Genomic DNA, 14,871 nt, shown 5'->3' on the forward strand with positions numbered 1-14,871 from the left:
AAATAGAATGATTGATATCCCATCCCTCACCCCTTTTATGGCGGACAAACGCCTCCAACGCGGTGCTTCATTGCCGATGATGATCTCTAGACAGGTCAAATCGCCCATTCAAGTAATGGTTGAGCATGTCAAAAGTAGTTATCTCGTCGTTTCTCTTGAGATGAAGGCCGATGCAAAGGCCGAGCTGCTCGGATCAACGGTGCGTGTTCGGTGGGAATCGGATGCGGCGATTAACACGATTGATCTGGAAGTGATTTCGGAAGAAACGATATGGCCTATCAAGCTGTTGGCGATGGTTCCGGTCAGCGTCGGCGTCGAGATTGCCACAGGCCGCAAGCAGGAACCCATTCCGCCCGGGATTGACATTCGCGTCCCGTACAAGGTGATGGGCGCAAGACCGATCGAGGAAAAAGGGGAGGCTGTGCTGCTGAAATTTTCCCCTACACGACTGATACTCGCAACAGAAGGTTATGTGGCCAAAGGGGAGTTTCTCCACCTTTCTTTCACGGTTCCTTCGACTGGGCAAGAAATCGTCATGATGGCAAAAATCGTGGAAAAGACCTTCGAAGACAAGCAGACAGTAATCGAGTTAATTTTTACGGATATCAATGAAAAACATCACCAAGTCATCAAAGATTACTATAAAAAGCTCTCAACTGCCGCTTCTTCCTAAGGAAGCGGTTTTTTTCCTTTGCTGTTCCCGCGAAGAAGGTATATAGTAGAGTACATAGAGTTCTAAATCGAGCCTGTTCACCTGATGGATTTGTTCTGTGCTTTTTCCTGAATATCACTTTGTGAAATCATGCACTTTTGATCATTCGACGTAGCTGTATCATTCGCTTTGTGAAAAATATTACAAGCACACGTGCTTTTCGGTATTTTGGGAGAATAGCGGCCGTAACTCGTATGAACAGGCATCGAGAATGAAGGCCTCTATTCCAAAGCAAAGGAGGACGTTTTTCCATGTCTCAAACAACCACGCAACAAGCTCAAGCAGAAGTAGCAAGCACAGCTACTCTGGCACCTGAGCAACAAATGGATGTACTCGATCAGTTGATGAAACCAGAAATTCAAGAATCCCTGAATGTATTGGTGGCAAACTTGCCAAAACTGGCCGAGATGACAACTATCCTCACCAAAACGTACGACCTGGTAAACACCGTAGCTAACGATCATGTACTCATCGACGACATCAAGGGCGGTATGGAAGAGTTCGTCAAACCGATTTCCGACAAGGCAAAAGGCATCGCGCAAGCGGCTATTGAAGCAAACGACCGCGCGCATACTGAGGAAACGACCGTTGGCTTGTTTGGCATGCTCAAAATGCTGAAAGATCCGCAAGTGCAAAAAACATTGCGTTTTGCACAAGCATTCCTCGAAGTTTTGGCTGAGCGCCAACAACAAAAACGCTAATTACGATAACCTACGAGAGACAAGGACGGAGGATTAGGCATGGCGAAGCATATTCTCATTCTGGGCGGCGGCTACGGCGGTTTGCTGTCCGCTTTGACTGCACGCAAATACATGACGGCGGAAGAGGCGACGATCACGGTTGTGAACCGTTTCCCTACGCACCAAATCATCACGGAGCTGCACCGTTTGGCAGTAGGCAACCTGTCTGAACAAAACGTGGCACTGCCATTGGAAAGACTGCTGCGTGGAAAAGACATCAACCTGGTGATCGACACTGTTGAAAAAATCGGTCTGGAATCGCAACGCGTCACTTTGACGAGCGGCGAGAGCATCAAATACGATGCACTCGTAGTTGCTCTGGGCAGCGAAACCGCATTCTTCGGTATCCCTGGCTTGCAAGAGTACAGCTTTACACTGAAATCCGTAGAGGAAGCGAACCGTCTGCGCGCGCACCTCGAAGAGCGCGTAGTGGAATACAGCAAGAGCAAAAACAAAGCCGATGCGACTTTTGTGGTCGGTGGCGGCGGCCTGACCGGAATCGAGCTGGTTGGCGAATTTGCTGACATGCTGCCTGATCTTTGCCGCAAGTACGGCGTAGATTTTGCAGACCTGTCCATCTATTGCGTAGAGGCAGGACCATCGATCCTCGCGGGTTTTGCTCCTGACCTGGTAGAGCGTGCAAAAACCAGCCTGGAAAAACGTGGCGTTCAGTTCCTGACTGGCGTTCCTGTAACCGAAATGAAAGAAACAACCGTTTGCCTGAAAGACGGCAACACCATCGAAACCAAAACAATGGTTTGGACTGGTGGCGTTCAAGGAAATCGCGTAGTGGCTGAGTGCGGCATCGAAGTAAACCGCGGCCGCGCAACTGTGACTGAGTTCCTGCAATCCACTTCTCACCCGGAAGTATTCCTCGCGGGAGACAGTGCAGTGGTTATGGGGCCAGAAGGCCGTCCATACCCGCCAACTGCTCAATTGGCATGGCAAATGGGTGAAGTGGTTGGCTACAACCTGTTCGCTCACTTCAACGGCTCCAAAATGGACACGTTCAAGCCAGTCTTCTCCGGTACTCTCGGAAGCTTGGGCCGCAAAGATGCCATCGGAACCATCGGTGCAAGCCAGCTGAAGCTGAAAGGCTTGCCAGCTACGCTGATGAAGGAAGCGAGCAACGTGCGCTACCTGACTCACATCAACGGCTTGTCTTCGCTCGCGTACTAAACCAAAAACAACCATACGAACAAGCGTCAAACCCCGGGATACACAAATCCCGGGGTTTTTTCTTTACAAAACAGCTCGCTCGCTTTTAGCAAGGGAAATGTGCCTGCTTGCGCCTGACCATACGCCTGTGGCCGTTTGCTGAAAAAGCTTGGCCGTTGACGGCTATTTATTGCCGCTCGGGTCCTCGATGATGTTAGGCGATTGCGCCATTTTTTTGCCCCGAAGATCAGAACCGAACTGCTCCAGGCTGCTCGGTTTTCCAGCCGGATGATTGTTGCGGCGCTCCGATTTGTCTGACTTTCCGCGTCCTGCCATTCGTGCTTCACCTCCTCTTTTTCTTGCCGCTTTTAGTGTGTACGAAGATCGACATAGCCATGTAACCCAGGTGAACCGAATATGGTTCCATGAAAAAAGTTGGCGATGAAGGATTGTCACAGCGAGTACTATCCGTTATAATGTCCTCTATGAAGAAACAACTGTTTTTCTCAGGAGGACACAACACGTGAAACGGGAAGAGAAGTTCTACTTGATACGATCTGACATCTTACCAGAATCAATCGTCAAGACGATCGAAGCGAAAAAGATGCTGGAATCCGGCGAAGTGGACACCGTGAATGAGGCAGTAGATCGAGTGGGACTGAGCCGGAGTGCATTTTACAAATACAAGGACGGGATATTTCCCTTCAATGCCATGATGAGCGAAAAGATCATGACGATCACGTTTTCGCTGGAGCACATGTCCGGTTATTTGTCGAAGGTGCTCACGTATGTTGCAGAACAAGGCGGGAACGTCCTGACGATCAATCAGACGATTCCGCTGCAAGGGATTGCCAATATTTCCATGTCTGTCGATATGGCCAATCTGCGCGTATCCAGCACGGAATTTCTGGAAAGCTTGCAAGAAATCCCCGGCGTTCGCAAAGCGATGATCGTCGGTAGAGGGTAAAAGAAGGGTAGGAGGAGAGAAACAATGGAGAAGCAAAGCATCAAGCTGGGGTTAATGGGGTTTGGAACAGTCGGGACTGGGGTTGTCCGCATCATTTCTGCTCATCAGGACGATTTGCAAAAGCAGACCGGACTGGGGATTGAGATCACGAAGATTCTCGTGCAGGATGCCGAGAAGTCGCGCAATATCGCCGCCATGGAAAATTTGCTGACGACAGAGCCTGCCGAGCTTCTGGATGATCCGGACATCGAGGTAATCGTCGAGGTAATTGGCGGCATCCACCCGGCCAAAGAATACATCCTCCAGGCGCTGGAGCGCGGCAAGCACGTAGTCACTGCCAACAAAGATTTGATGGCCTTGCATGGGGCTGAAATCTTGAACAAGGCGCAAGAAAAAGGCTGTGACGTGTTTTATGAAGCGAGCGTAGCGGGCGGGATTCCGATTTTGCGCGCTTTGGTGGAAGGCTTTTCCTCCGATCGCATTACGAAAATGATGGGGATCGTCAACGGGACGACCAACTATATTTTGACCAAAATGAGCCAAGAGGGCGCAGACTACAGCGACGTCCTCAAAGAAGCGCAAGCGCTGGGCTACGCGGAAGCGAATCCTACCTCCGATGTCGAAGGTTTTGACGCAGCCCGCAAGATGGCGATTCTCGCCACACTCGGTTTCCGCGTGCCGATGAAGCTGGAAGATGTGGACGTCAAAGGAATCAGTGCAGTAAGCAAGCAAGACATCGCATACGGCAAGCAGTTGGGCTATGAAATCAAGCTGTTGGGTCTGGCCCGCCGCGACGAGGAAGCGATCGAGGTAAGCGTGCAGCCGACGATGGTGCCGAAATCGCATCCGCTTGCTTCTGTCAACGGCGTGTTCAATGCGGTGTACGTACACGGGGAAGCCGTAGGCGAGACGATGTTTTACGGCCCGGGCGCAGGCGAGCTTCCGACCGCAACCGCAGTCGTGTCCGATCTGGTCACGGTTGTGAAAAACCGAAAGCTGGGCGTAAACGGACGCGGGATGGTTGCGCCGTACAAGGAAAAAGTGCTTAAAGACGACAGCCAAAAGCTGTCCAAATATTTCCTGCGAATCGTGGTGGCGGACAAACGCGGCGTTTTGGCAAAGATTACCCAGTTGCTGGCGGACAAAAACATTTCGCTGGAGCAAGTCATTCAGCAGCCGTACAACAATGGCGGCGAAGCGGAGATCATCATGGTGACGCACCAATCGTCCAAGAGCGACATGGATGGGGTCATCGCCTATATGGAACAAATGGACATCATCTCCAAAGTGGAGAGCTGCTACCGTGTAGAAGGGGGAGACAAGTAATGAGTTTTGATCGTCAATCTGGCATTATTGCGCGCTACCGGGAGTTTCTTCCGGTTACGGACAAGACACCGCTGGTCAGCCTGCACGAAGGAAACACTCCGCTGATCCATGCAGCGAACTTGTCCAAGAAGCTGGGAGTCGAGCTGTATGTAAAATATGAAGGACTGAATCCGACAGGCTCGTTCAAAGACAGAGGCATGGTCATGGCTGTTGCCAAAGCAGTGGAGGAAGGCAGCAAAACGATCATGTGCGCTTCCACCGGAAATACGTCTGCGGCAGCAGCGGCGTATGCAGCGCGTTCCGGTCTGCGTTGCATCGTCCTGATCCCGAGCGGCAACATCGCGCTGGGCAAGCTGGCGCAAGCGATCGCATACGGTGCCGAGGTTATCGCTATCGACGGCAACTTTGACGAAGCGCTGAATATCGTGCGCGACATTACGGCGAAAGAGCCGATTACGCTGGTGAACTCCGTCAACCCTTACCGGATCGAAGGACAAAAGACAGCAGCGTTCGAAGTGTGCGACGCTCTGGCCGATGCACCGGACATTTTGGCGATTCCCGTAGGAAATGCCGGAAACATCACCGCCTACTGGAAAGGCTTCAAGGAGTATAAGGAAGCAGGCAAATCAAGCCGTTTGCCGCACATGTACGGCTTCCAGGCGGCGGGGGCCGCTCCGCTGGTGCTCGGACAGCCTGTACCCAATCCGGAAACAATCGCGACTGCGATCCGCATCGGAAACCCTGCGAGCAAGGACGGCGCTTTACATGCGATTTCTGAATCGAACGGTCTTGTTGACAGCGTGACAGACGATGAAATTTTGCAGGCATACCAGCTGCTGGCCAAAGAAGAGGGCGTTTTCTGCGAACCGGCTTCTGCTGCCTCCCTGGCCGGAATCATCAAGTTGCATCGAGCAAACAAACTGCCGCAAGGTGTCAAGGTTGCGTGCGTTTTGACAGGAAACGGCTTGAAAGATCCAAACATCGCCCTGAAGCTCGTTGGAGAAGAGCCACGCTCAGTGCCTGCGACACATGAAGCCGTCATGGAGCTGGTTCGCCAGAGCGGGAGAGAAGTCGTCTCATGAGCAGTCAGCGTGTAAAAGTAACGATTCCCGCAAGCACAGCCAATCTGGGGCCAGGCTTTGATGCTTTGGGAATGGCATTTCAATTGTATTCCGTAGTAGAAATGGAAATCAGTGACCGGACCACCGTCGAGCTGGTTGGCAAAGAGCTGGAAGGCACACCTGCGGACAAAAGCAACTTGTTGTATCAAGTAGCAGCGAGTCTGTTTCAGGAAGCAGGGCTTGCCGTGCCGGAGCTTGCCATACGCGCATCGAGTGAAGCTCCCCTGACCCGCGGGCTGGGGAGCAGTGCGGCTGCGATTGTCGGGGCATTGGTGGCGGCCAATCAACTCGCTGGCGAGCCATTTAGCCGCGAGCAGCTTTTCGCCCGCGCCACAGCACTGGAAGGACATCCAGACAACGTCGGAGCCTCTCTGTTTGGCGGGATCATCGTGGCGACTATGCCAGAGACGATCGAAGAACCTGTTCCTTACGTTCGCTTTTCCCCTCCCGCCGGATTGCAGACACTCGTCGTGATCCCGGATTTCATGCTGGAGACGACAAAAGCGCGGAACGTCCTGCCACAGGTGTACAGCAAAGAAGATGTTGTATATAATGTGGGACATAGCAGTTTGCTTGTTGCCGCTTTGGCACAAGGCAGACTAGACCTGATGGGACGGGCCATGTCAGATCGGCTGCATCAGCCGTACCGCGCTAAACTTGTACCTGGCTTGAACGAAATCCTGGACAAAGCGACTGAGCACGGTGCCGTAGGCGCTGCCTTGAGCGGCGCGGGACCAACCATCCTGTGCTTCTTTTCTTCCGCGGAAGAGGAGGGGCAACTGCGCGCATTCGTGGACAGAGTGATGAAAGGACACGGCATTGCCTACCGTGTAATGATTTTGCAGCCGGACGAAAATGGCGTACAAGTAGAAATCCATCAGAGATAGAGCATAGTGGATAGGAGAACGCCATGGAGAAGAAACTTGCTTTTCTCGGACCACGCGGAACATTCACAGAAGAGGCGGCGCGGACTTTGACGCAACGCCAGCCGCTCTCGCTCGTTCCGTATCCGAGCATCATCGATGTGCTGGATGCTGTTTCCAACAAGGAAGTGGCATTCGGGGTCGTGCCGATGGAAAATTCCATCGAGGGTACCGTCAATTCGACTTTGGACTGGCTCATTCACGAGGTCGATTTGCCGATCCTGGCTGAGCTGGCGCTGCCGATTACGCAAAACTTGCTGGTAGCCAAAAGAGAGCAAGCCTTGCCTTTGTCTGCGATCACAAAAGTGTTGTCGCACCCGCAAGCGATTGCCCAGAGCCACAATTTCTTGCGGGAAAACTTGCCGCACGCCAAGATCGAGTACATGAACAGCACGGCACTGGCTGCAAAAACGGTGAGCGAGCATCCCGAGGAGCCGTGGGCTGCTGTTGGCACGAAGCTGAATGTGGAGATTTACCCGCTGGAGTTCGCCCGCGAACAAATTCAAGATTATTCGAATAACTACACGCGTTTTGTGCTGGTCGGCACGGAGCCGTTGGAGTTGCAGGCGTCCTCACGCGAGAAAACGACGATACTTGTCACGCTGCCGGAAGATTTCCCTGGTGCGCTGTATCAAGTGTTGGCCGCGTTTGCCTGGAGAAAGGTCAACCTGTCGCGGATTGAGTCCCGGCCGACGAAAAAAGCGTTGGGAAGCTACTATTTTGTCATCGATATCGAGCAAAAAATGGACGATGTCCTCTTGCCGGGCGCTTTTGCCGAGATTGAAGCTATCGGTTGTCAGGTGCGTCAGCTGGGAACGTATCCGTTTTATATGCAAGGAGCCAAGCTGGAAGCCAATTTGTAAAAATTGGCTTCTTTCTTTTTTCTCCCCTGCAAGCGTAAAAGCGAAGGCCGCCAAGGAGCAAAAAGCCCATGGGTGCATACCATGGTAGGGAGTTTTTACGCAAGGGAGGAGAAACATTGAGGATTCACATCGTACAAAAGGGCGACAGCATGTGGAAGATCGCCAAAAGATATGGCGTCGATTACAAGGAACTGCTTCGCTTAAACAGCCAGGTCAAAACTCCCGACACGCTCTATCCAGGAGCAAGAATCAAAATTCCGACGAAGAGCGTTCCTGTCAGGCCCCAGCCACGAACAACGCCTCATCCGATGAGTGAGGCAGCTCCATATGTAAAAGAACGTCCGCGGACAGAAGCAGAGTCGGAGGAAGTGCCGAGACAAATTGAGCGGCGGCCGATTGAGCCTGAGGAAGAAGTGCAAATCGAATCGGAAACGAGAATCACGCAGGAAGCGCCGTCTACACCTCCGGCAAAAGAGCGGCCGCCAGCGTCTCCAGGCCCACTCGTGTCTCCGGAGACGATCCAGCCCACACCAACGCCTGCACCTACACCTACACCTGTGCCGACTTTGCAGCCGCAAAGGGTGCTTCCGCCTGCGCCTTCAGCGCCGAATATCATGTCGGAGCCTACGAGTCCGCCGGCACTGCCGACACCTACACGGCCGTTCGTTCCGCCTGCGCCGCCAACACAGGTCAGTCCGTACATTTACCAGCCGCCTAGTCCGCCAAACATCGGGATGCCGAACATACCGCCGATGCCGCCAACACAGATCAGCCCATTTCAGCCGCAAACACCGCCAGCTATCATGTGCCCGCCATGCCCGCCTGTGCAGGTGCAACCAACCAGACCGCCAGCCCAAGTGAGGCCGTTTACACAAATGCCGCCCGCACAGGTTCGTCCAATGCCACCAATGCCGCCCATGCAGCAGCGTCCTATGCAGCCATTCATGCCGCCTGCGCCGCAGCTTAGGCCATGCCCGCCCGTGCGACCATGCCCACCGTGTGCCGCACCGAGGATGCAACAGCCAATGCCTCCTGGCAGGCAGCAGCAGCTACTAAGCCCTCAACAGATGGGGCCAATGCCATCCCAAAGACCGTTTGGCGGCCCTGGTCAGCCGATGTTTCCTTATCGGCCATTTATGGGTCCGGGGCAAATGATGCCGCCATTTCCGGGGATGGGCATGATGCCATTCGGACCGCCACCACCAATGCCACCAATGATGCCGCCGATGATGCGACCAATGCCATTCCCTATGCCGCTCTATCCGATGCCCATGCCGTTTCCACCGTCACCGCCACCGCATCCGCCAAGACGGCCGCATCCGCAGTTACCTGTATGCCCAGAACCAGTGGAATCATCGTCTTCATCATGTGAGTGTTCCTCGGACAGCCCGGAATTGAGAAGGCGCAGAAGCGCGAAAAGCAGCCGTGGCCCGCAGCCGTTTCACAACAACATGATGTTCCCTCCTTCCCAATGTGTCGCTTCCATGCCGGAACAAGGCGCATGGCCTAACTGGGGAGACGGACTCGATGAATCCTCTTCGTACTGAGAGGGACGGTTATGAACAAAGGACTCATACCAGCGATCGAAAAAGCTTTTCGTTGTGAGGTGCACGGGGTTAAGCCTAAGAGGAATGTCAATCTGCTCAAAACAGACCGGGGACACTGGATCATCAAAGGGTATAAGCAGTTGGAAAAAGCAGTATGGGTCACGGAGTTAGCCGACGCCTTGAGGCAAAAAGGCTTTGTTCACACAGTTCACTACGTATCAACTACCGAGGGTGCCAAAATATTTCCTTTCGAGGATCGCTATTACACCATCATGAAGCTGATTGATGGCGAGGAAGCGGATAACGCGTCACTCTTTGATGTGAAAAAGACAGCAGAGACGTTGGCGCGGTTTCATGTCGCGGCTCAAGGCTTCCCTGTCGTTCATTCCTATGCTTACGAGGGCAAGCCAGCCTTGCTCGACAAGTGGGAGAGTCGGATGGAATACTTTGAACGACTGACGTGGATGATTGAGCAAAACGGCCCGCAAAACAAACTGGAGCAAGTCATTGCCCACGCTGCCGATGAGGTGCTGCGTGACGGTCAGCAACTGCTGCAATCCGCCCACAAGCTTCCGCTGATTCCGGAAATGTATATGGCGATGGAAAGAGGCACATTGGCGCATCGCGACGTCGCCAGCCACAATTTTTTGCTGACGCAGCGAGGGAATTGCTATTTGATCGATCTGGATACGGTCGGACACGACATCCAGCTTGTCGATCTCGTCCAGCTGATGTCGCGCATGCTGTTGATGCAGGAATATCGGATGGAATCGTTCGTAGAGGCGATGGAGGCATACAGTAAAATCAATTACTTGAGCGACACCCAGATTTGGGCGGTTCATCAATTGCTCCGTTATCCGGACAATTTTTTGCGCGAGGTGACCGGGCTGTACAGCAGGCGTCCCGGTTATCATATGCGCGGCGTTTTGCAGCTGGTGATGCTGGAGGGAAGACTTGCCCAAAATCGCCAACAATTTTTGAACGATGGGGAGCGCATCTTCCAGCGTTCGCCCTGGGGTGAATATCATTTTGTCGGATAACCGATTTTGGCAAGAAAAAACATCCCTCGATCATGAGGGATGTTTGTCTTGCGTCGAAGCTTATTTGGAAGCTGGTTTGGACAAGTCGATGGAGAATTTGGCGAAACCAGATTCCAGTTGGCTGATGAATTTCAGGTTGGAGATTTTTTCTGCAAATGGCTTCGCATCTGGCGAAGAAGTGAAGGTTACGTTCACTTTTTCTTTGATTGGCGCAAATGTCCAGTTGTTGTCAGCCGCAGGGTTGATGTCTTTTTGGCTCAAGATGTAGTCGATGACAACTTGACGGTTTTCGTCTGGAGAATCGATGATGATGTTTTTGCCGTCCAGACCTGGGAAGCTTCCGCCGCCGCTTGCACGGTAGTTGTTCGTTACGACGATGAACTTGTCTTCCGGTTTGACAGGCTTGCCGTTGTAGGACAGGTTTTTGATGCGGTTGGCATCTTTGTTAGCCAGCTTGCCGTCTACAGCGTATTTGGATGGTTGAGTCACATCGATTTGATAGGTTACGCCATCGATTACGTCGTAGTTGTAAGTTGGGAATGCTTCGTTTACGAGCGGTTGCTCTTCTGTTTTCTTCACATCGATCTGGTTGAATTGGCCAGCGGAGCGCTCCAGCCATTCTTGCAGCTGGGAACCGTTGATCAGGACAGCTTTCAACGTGTTTGGATAGATGTACAGGTCAGATACGTTTTTGATGGCAATTGTGCCGGCAGGGATGTTCGTGTAGTAAGTTGCGCCGTTGCGGCCGCCCGCTTTGAACGGTGCTCCTGCGGACAGCACTGGAATGCCGTCGTATTCGGTACCTTTCACGTTTTTCTCAACGAACCATTTTTGTGCATTGGTCACGATCTGGATGGATGGGTCATCTTGCACCAGCGCGAAGTAGCTGAAGATAGGGGAAGATGTTTTCCCTACTGCGGAACGCACCCATTCCACTGTGTGATCATGGTCTTCTTTTACAGCGTCCAGTACAGCTTTGTCTGCATCAGCCAGGGACGCTTTGTTTGTTTTGTCGTAGATTGGAACGGTTTTGGTAACGGATTCCGTTACTTTCCATTTGCCGTTTTCTTGGGTGAGTGTCAGGTCGATCACGCCCAGGTTGTTGCCCCAGTAGCCAGGCATTACAGCCGGTTTGCCGTTGATGGTGCCTTTTGTACCGTCAACGCCAGGGATGTTTTCAAAGCCAGGACCCGGGAATACCAGGTGGGAGTGGCCGAACAGGATGGCGTCGATGCCATCGATTTTGCTCAATTGGTAGCTGGCGTTCTCCAGGTTCGCTCCGCCTTCAACAGGACCGATGCCGGAGTGAGGAACCGCGACGATGATGTCTGCTCCCTTTTTCTTCATTTCAGGGATGAATTTGTTGGCGCTTTCCACGATGTCTTTGGCGATGACTTTGCCTTCCAGGTTCGCTTTGTCCCACTGCATGATTTGCGGAGGTACAAATCCGATTACACCGACTTTCAGCGTCACTTCTTTTCCGCTCTCATCCTTGAATTTGCGCTCCAGAATTTGGTAAGGGGTGAACATGTTTTTATCGTTGTCCGGATTTTTATCCTTGTCGTCAATGTAGACGTTGGAGTTGATGTAAGGGAATTTTGCACCTTTCAGGCTGCGATCGAGGTGCTCCAAACCGAAGTTGAACTCGTGGTTTCCGATGTTGCCCAGATCGTAGTTCAACAGGTTCATCGCTTTGTAAACCGGGTGAGTTTCTCCGTCTTTCAAAGGATCGATTTTAGCAACATAGTCGCCGAGCGGGTTTCCTTGCAACAGGTCGCCGTTGTCGATGAGAATGCTGTTTTTCGCTTCGTCTCTCGCTTTTTTGATCAACGTCGCTGTTTTGGCGAAACCAAATTCATCTGTGGACTTGTCTTGATAGTAGTCATAGTTCACGATGTTGGTGTGGATGTCAGTTGTTTCGAGCAAGCGAAGTTTCAGGGTGGAACTAGCTGCGGCGCTCACAGGCGTAGTAGAGAAAGTGAGAGCGCTGACAACTAAAGAAGTGCTGAGGAGAAAAGCGGTCAGCATTTTTTTGTTTGCCTTTTTCATGTTTTGATTGACCTCCATAAGTTCACAATGAATACCAAGCAAAAATAGTTTATCACTAGAATCAATAGATTGGTAGATAATTGCAGGTTAAGATTATTAAATTTTGGCTATTGACAAAAATCATAAAATGTTCCCTCGTTTTGTCGTTTCGTGGAAGTGAATTTCTAGCCAATTACGAATGTTGAGTGATTCATGTATGGCCCCGATCCAACATGGCGACACTAGAAAAAAAGCTTGTGAAGGGGTTCATCGAACAATGCGAAAAAAGTGGATGGTGTACGCATCGTGGAGCGCGGCGCTTCTCACAGGTGTCGTATTGGGCATCCTGCTGGCAGGCAGCGGAAGCAAAGGGACGGGGCTTTCGCAGTTGATGCACACGGGCATAGGCAGGACGGCCGAGGTGACAGGGAAGCCATATGAGCTTGTATTGACGCGAAGCTATTTGTGTGGCGTCCGAGACGAAGAGCGGCGTCCTGTCGGCACGGGATATCTCCCTCAAGCGATGGGAGAATACAAAGGCTGGGAGATCGTGACTTCCGATGCCGCCAAGATGATCCTGATGAAAAGGGAGCAGGACATTTCTCCTGCCTGCAAAGAAAACGGTCATTTCGGACTGTCAGCGGACGGCATGCTGACTTTGTTTCACGGTGTGCCAACGGAACAGGACGTCATCCAGACTTTTTACCGGATCAATACGGAGAAAATGGAAGCGAATCTGCCCAAAGAAGAGCTGGAAAATTTGAAGCGGGGCATTCGCATCCGCAATCTCGCGGAGTACAACAGCATTCTTTCCACGTATGGGGAGTTTCAACTGGATGCGCCATGATCATCAGGGAAGGGAAAAGCCGGAGAGCGATTCCGGCTTTTTTCTATATTTATAGCCTTATAGCTCTACCGCGATGACGCGCCATCTGTCCCACGGAACCGGGCGATGGAGGACAAACGTCCACTTTTCCTTGCGCTCGTCGTTGTTCCGCGTGAAGTAGGTCAGATGAACGGGCACTTCTAACAGCAAGGGACCTTTTTCATCGGAAGGGATGACCATCTCGGTTTTGCGAATCGATGCTACTTGCGCCAGGCGATCTGGCAGCGGAAAGCCGTCTGTCGTCATCCGCAGCGAATGAATGTCCTGTTCGTGCAGGGCGGTCAAAAAATAGCCGACCAGCTCTTCGGCAGATGCCCCGATCAAGTTCGCGGCCAGAGAGCCGGAAGCTTTTTGGATCATCAGGCTGTGGCTCGGGTCAGGCTCCTTGCGTTTGTGGGTAGAACTGCCAAAAAAGTGGATGCAAAAGTGTCCGGGAAAGTCGTTTCCGGCGATAGCCCCCGCACCGTGAGGCATGCCGTGCATCGAGGCGGCGAAATAAACGCCGTTGACCTCCACGAGAATCGCCCTGCGCTTCCAGCTCCATTTGCCCTGATAAATTTTTTTCATCGTTTGGGTATCCGTACGTGTCAATGGCTGCACATCGGCATGGCGACTGCCCGCCCGGCGCTGGACGTGAAACCGTTCCCCTGTTTCCAGGTCGATGACGGTCGCGTATTCCATGCGCCCGAAAGTCTGCTTGACTTGTTCCCACGGAGTTGCTTTGGCGTAGTGCACACTTTCCACTTTTGCTACCAGATCTTCGATTTTTTGTTTCAAGTTTGCGCTCAGCATGTATTGCAGCGGGCGTTCCTTTTCAAACAAATTCCCGTCGTGATCGTACAAGAAATGGCGATTGTGCACGACAAGAGTCGGGCGGACCCAGTATGGATTCACATAGGCTGCGACTGTCTTTGCACGCAGCAGTTGCTTCACAAACGAGTGCTGGGCGCGAAACGTCAACGTGGAGTGAAAGGAAGAAGCGGGTGAGACCGAGACAGATACGGTGATTTCTTCTTTGCTTTTGGCATGGGCAGATTGGGCGGATGGCTCCGGGATCAACAGCGTCAGGAGAAGACAGATGAATACGAAAGCAAATCGTAAGTGTCGCACCGGATGAAAGCACCTCCACCAGTTATGTTGTCTTGACAAAAGCAGGGCAATGAGGTGTAAATCTTGGCATCATAAGCGTCGTGGTCGCACGCCATACTGTAGGCATACGGTGATCGAAGGAGGAGTCTTTTCATATGTCTACCATGCCAAGAGGTAGCTACAAAGACCAGTTCCATCAGCGTTTGTACGTTCAGTTGAATCAGGGACACAACAAGCTCAATTACCAGCAGATCAACAAAATCCAGGAGCAAATGCAGAGCGGTGTGGATGAATATGCCCACATGCAGCATGATGTGTCAGATACACTCGGGATGAACAAACACTAAAGCGACGCCGTATGGCCCGTTCCTCGCAAGCAGGAGCGGGCTTTTGCATGGAAATACACGTTCGCTTTTCGGGCGCTTTGTGATACAGTAGAGAGTAGAAACTTAAGCCTACGGAGAGTGGACT

At 52.2% G+C, this 14,871-nt stretch carries 17 protein-coding genes and 1 pseudogene; 13 read left to right on the plus strand and 5 right to left on the minus strand.

The genetic code is table 11. The annotated features are described in order from the left end of the window. The first annotated feature begins 7 nt into the window (after positions 1-7). The 3 genes from NST23_RS09190 (at position 8) to NST23_RS09200 (ending at position 2,631) form a co-directional block, all read left to right on the plus strand. The gene (locus tag NST23_RS09190; protein WP_122964222.1) at positions 8-673 is read left to right on the plus strand and encodes a PilZ domain-containing protein; all 666 of its coding nucleotides are present in this window, start codon (positions 8-10) and stop codon (positions 671-673) included. Between the two features lie 290 nt (positions 674-963). After that, positions 964-1,413 (plus strand): DUF1641 domain-containing protein, encoded by a 450-nt coding sequence (locus tag NST23_RS09195; RefSeq protein WP_122964221.1) that lies wholly within the window; start codon positions 964-966, stop codon positions 1,411-1,413. 39 nt (positions 1,414-1,452) lie between these two features. Further along, positions 1,453-2,631, plus strand: coding sequence for an NAD(P)/FAD-dependent oxidoreductase (locus NST23_RS09200; protein ID WP_173597470.1), 1,179 nt, complete (start codon positions 1,453-1,455; stop codon positions 2,629-2,631). Between the two features lie 162 nt (positions 2,632-2,793). Here the strand turns inward: NST23_RS09200 and NST23_RS09205 are convergent, their stop codons facing one another. Beyond that, positions 2,794-2,946, minus strand: a complete 153-nt coding sequence (locus tag NST23_RS09205; RefSeq protein WP_167470286.1) for a hypothetical protein — start codon at positions 2,944-2,946, stop codon at positions 2,794-2,796. Positions 2,947-3,133: 187 nt separating this feature from the next. Between NST23_RS09205 and NST23_RS09210 the strand changes: the two genes are divergently transcribed. The 6 genes and pseudogenes from NST23_RS09210 to NST23_RS09235 all read left to right on the plus strand — a co-directional run. Beyond that, the gene (locus tag NST23_RS09210) at positions 3,134-3,577 is read left to right on the plus strand and encodes an ACT domain-containing protein (RefSeq protein ID WP_122964219.1); all 444 of its coding nucleotides are present in this window, start codon (positions 3,134-3,136) and stop codon (positions 3,575-3,577) included. Positions 3,578-3,601: 24 nt separating this feature from the next. Next, a complete protein-coding gene (locus NST23_RS09215) occupies positions 3,602-4,903 on the plus strand; it encodes a homoserine dehydrogenase (protein WP_122964218.1) in 1,302 nt (433 codons plus the stop codon). Beyond that, positions 4,903-5,985 (plus strand): threonine synthase, encoded by a 1,083-nt coding sequence (gene thrC / locus NST23_RS09220; RefSeq protein ID WP_122964217.1) that lies wholly within the window; start codon positions 4,903-4,905, stop codon positions 5,983-5,985. Before NST23_RS09215 ends, thrC begins: the two co-directional genes overlap by 1 nt. Continuing rightward, positions 5,982-6,911, plus strand: coding sequence for a homoserine kinase (gene thrB, locus NST23_RS09225; RefSeq protein WP_173598623.1), 930 nt, complete (start codon positions 5,982-5,984; stop codon positions 6,909-6,911). Before thrC ends, thrB begins: the two co-directional genes overlap by 4 nt. A 23-nt stretch (positions 6,912-6,934) precedes the next feature. After that, on the plus strand, positions 6,935-7,810 hold the full coding sequence (gene pheA, locus NST23_RS09230; RefSeq protein ID WP_173597468.1) for a prephenate dehydratase: 876 nt from the start codon (positions 6,935-6,937) through the stop codon (positions 7,808-7,810). A gap of 149 nt (positions 7,811-7,959) precedes the next feature. Then, positions 7,960-8,013: pseudogene (locus NST23_RS09235) on the plus strand (LysM peptidoglycan-binding domain-containing protein); the annotation flags it as partial. 98 nt (positions 8,014-8,111) lie between these two features. On the opposite strand, the gene NST23_RS09240 reads toward NST23_RS09235, so the two are convergent. Next, positions 8,112-8,513, minus strand: a complete 402-nt coding sequence (locus NST23_RS09240; RefSeq protein WP_340965224.1) for a hypothetical protein — start codon at positions 8,511-8,513, stop codon at positions 8,112-8,114. A 75-nt stretch (positions 8,514-8,588) separates the two neighbouring features. After that, positions 8,589-8,729: a hypothetical protein gene (locus NST23_RS09245; RefSeq protein ID WP_340965226.1), complete on the minus strand. Its 141-nt coding sequence runs from the start codon at positions 8,727-8,729 to the stop codon at positions 8,589-8,591. Between the two features lie 51 nt (positions 8,730-8,780). Between NST23_RS09245 and NST23_RS09250 the strand changes: the two genes are divergently transcribed. Together NST23_RS09250 and NST23_RS09255 are read left to right on the plus strand one after the other, a co-directional pair. Beyond that, positions 8,781-9,182 (plus strand): hypothetical protein, encoded by a 402-nt coding sequence (locus tag NST23_RS09250; protein ID WP_340965229.1) that lies wholly within the window; start codon positions 8,781-8,783, stop codon positions 9,180-9,182. A gap of 186 nt (positions 9,183-9,368) precedes the next feature. Continuing rightward, complete coding sequence (locus NST23_RS09255; protein ID WP_122964214.1) at positions 9,369-10,397, plus strand: phosphotransferase; 1,029 nt, start codon at positions 9,369-9,371, stop codon at positions 10,395-10,397. A gap of 60 nt (positions 10,398-10,457) precedes the next feature. Here the strand turns inward: NST23_RS09255 and NST23_RS09260 are convergent, their stop codons facing one another. Continuing rightward, positions 10,458-12,446, minus strand: coding sequence for a bifunctional 2',3'-cyclic-nucleotide 2'-phosphodiesterase/3'-nucleotidase (locus tag NST23_RS09260; RefSeq protein ID WP_122964213.1), 1,989 nt, complete (start codon positions 12,444-12,446; stop codon positions 10,458-10,460). Positions 12,447-12,702: 256 nt separating this feature from the next. Here NST23_RS09260 and NST23_RS09265 point away from each other — a divergent pair, with 256 nt between their 5' ends. Further along, the gene (locus NST23_RS09265; RefSeq protein ID WP_173597466.1) at positions 12,703-13,272 is read left to right on the plus strand and encodes a BofC C-terminal domain-containing protein; all 570 of its coding nucleotides are present in this window, start codon (positions 12,703-12,705) and stop codon (positions 13,270-13,272) included. 57 nt (positions 13,273-13,329) lie between these two features. Here NST23_RS09265 and NST23_RS09270 read toward each other — a convergent pair whose 3' ends face one another. Then, the gene (locus tag NST23_RS09270; protein ID WP_340963565.1) at positions 13,330-14,421 is read right to left on the minus strand and encodes a hypothetical protein; all 1,092 of its coding nucleotides are present in this window, start codon (positions 14,419-14,421) and stop codon (positions 13,330-13,332) included. 134 nt (positions 14,422-14,555) lie between these two features. Between NST23_RS09270 and NST23_RS09275 the strand changes: the two genes are divergently transcribed. Further along, positions 14,556-14,747 carry a hypothetical protein gene (locus NST23_RS09275; RefSeq protein ID WP_063230197.1) on the plus strand — a complete coding sequence of 64 codons (192 nt, stop codon included), beginning with the start codon at positions 14,556-14,558 and terminating at the stop codon, positions 14,745-14,747. The last annotated feature ends 124 nt before the right edge of the window (positions 14,748-14,871 follow it).

Origin of the sequence: Brevibacillus sp. FSL K6-0770 (assembly GCF_038000275.1) — a bacterium.
GTDB classification, from domain to species: Bacteria; Bacillota; Bacilli; order Brevibacillales; family Brevibacillaceae; genus Brevibacillus; species Brevibacillus parabrevis.

Bases quoted from the DNA above. Each gene is read 5' to 3' on its own strand.
- NST23_RS09260 (WP_122964213.1), bottom strand. From the start codon at position 12,446: ATGAAAAAGGCAAACAAAAAAATGCTGACCGCTTTTCTCCTCAGCACT.
- NST23_RS09250 (WP_340965229.1), top strand. From the start codon at position 8,781: ATGCCCGCCCGTGCGACCATGCCCACCGTGTGCCGCACCGAGGATGCA.
- thrB (WP_173598623.1), top strand. From the start codon at position 5,982: ATGAGCAGTCAGCGTGTAAAAGTAACGATTCCCGCAAGCACAGCCAAT.
- pheA (WP_173597468.1), top strand. From the start codon at position 6,935: ATGGAGAAGAAACTTGCTTTTCTCGGACCACGCGGAACATTCACAGAA.
- NST23_RS09190 (WP_122964222.1), top strand. From the start codon at position 8: ATGATTGATATCCCATCCCTCACCCCTTTTATGGCGGACAAACGCCTC.
- NST23_RS09215 (WP_122964218.1), top strand. From the start codon at position 3,602: ATGGAGAAGCAAAGCATCAAGCTGGGGTTAATGGGGTTTGGAACAGTC.
- NST23_RS09275 (WP_063230197.1), top strand. From the start codon at position 14,556: ATGTCTACCATGCCAAGAGGTAGCTACAAAGACCAGTTCCATCAGCGT.
- NST23_RS09255 (WP_122964214.1), top strand. From the start codon at position 9,369: ATGAACAAAGGACTCATACCAGCGATCGAAAAAGCTTTTCGTTGTGAG.
- NST23_RS09205 (WP_167470286.1), bottom strand. From the start codon at position 2,946: ATGGCAGGACGCGGAAAGTCAGACAAATCGGAGCGCCGCAACAATCAT.
- NST23_RS09195 (WP_122964221.1), top strand. From the start codon at position 964: ATGTCTCAAACAACCACGCAACAAGCTCAAGCAGAAGTAGCAAGCACA.
- NST23_RS09240 (WP_340965224.1), bottom strand. From the start codon at position 8,513: ATGTACGGACTGACCTGTGTTGGCGGCGCAGGCGGAACGAACGGCCGT.
- thrC (WP_122964217.1), top strand. From the start codon at position 4,903: ATGAGTTTTGATCGTCAATCTGGCATTATTGCGCGCTACCGGGAGTTT.
- NST23_RS09200 (WP_173597470.1), top strand. From the start codon at position 1,453: ATGGCGAAGCATATTCTCATTCTGGGCGGCGGCTACGGCGGTTTGCTG.
- NST23_RS09245 (WP_340965226.1), bottom strand. From the start codon at position 8,729: ATGGGCGGCATTGGTGGCATTGGACGAACCTGTGCGGGCGGCATTTGT.
- NST23_RS09265 (WP_173597466.1), top strand. From the start codon at position 12,703: ATGCGAAAAAAGTGGATGGTGTACGCATCGTGGAGCGCGGCGCTTCTC.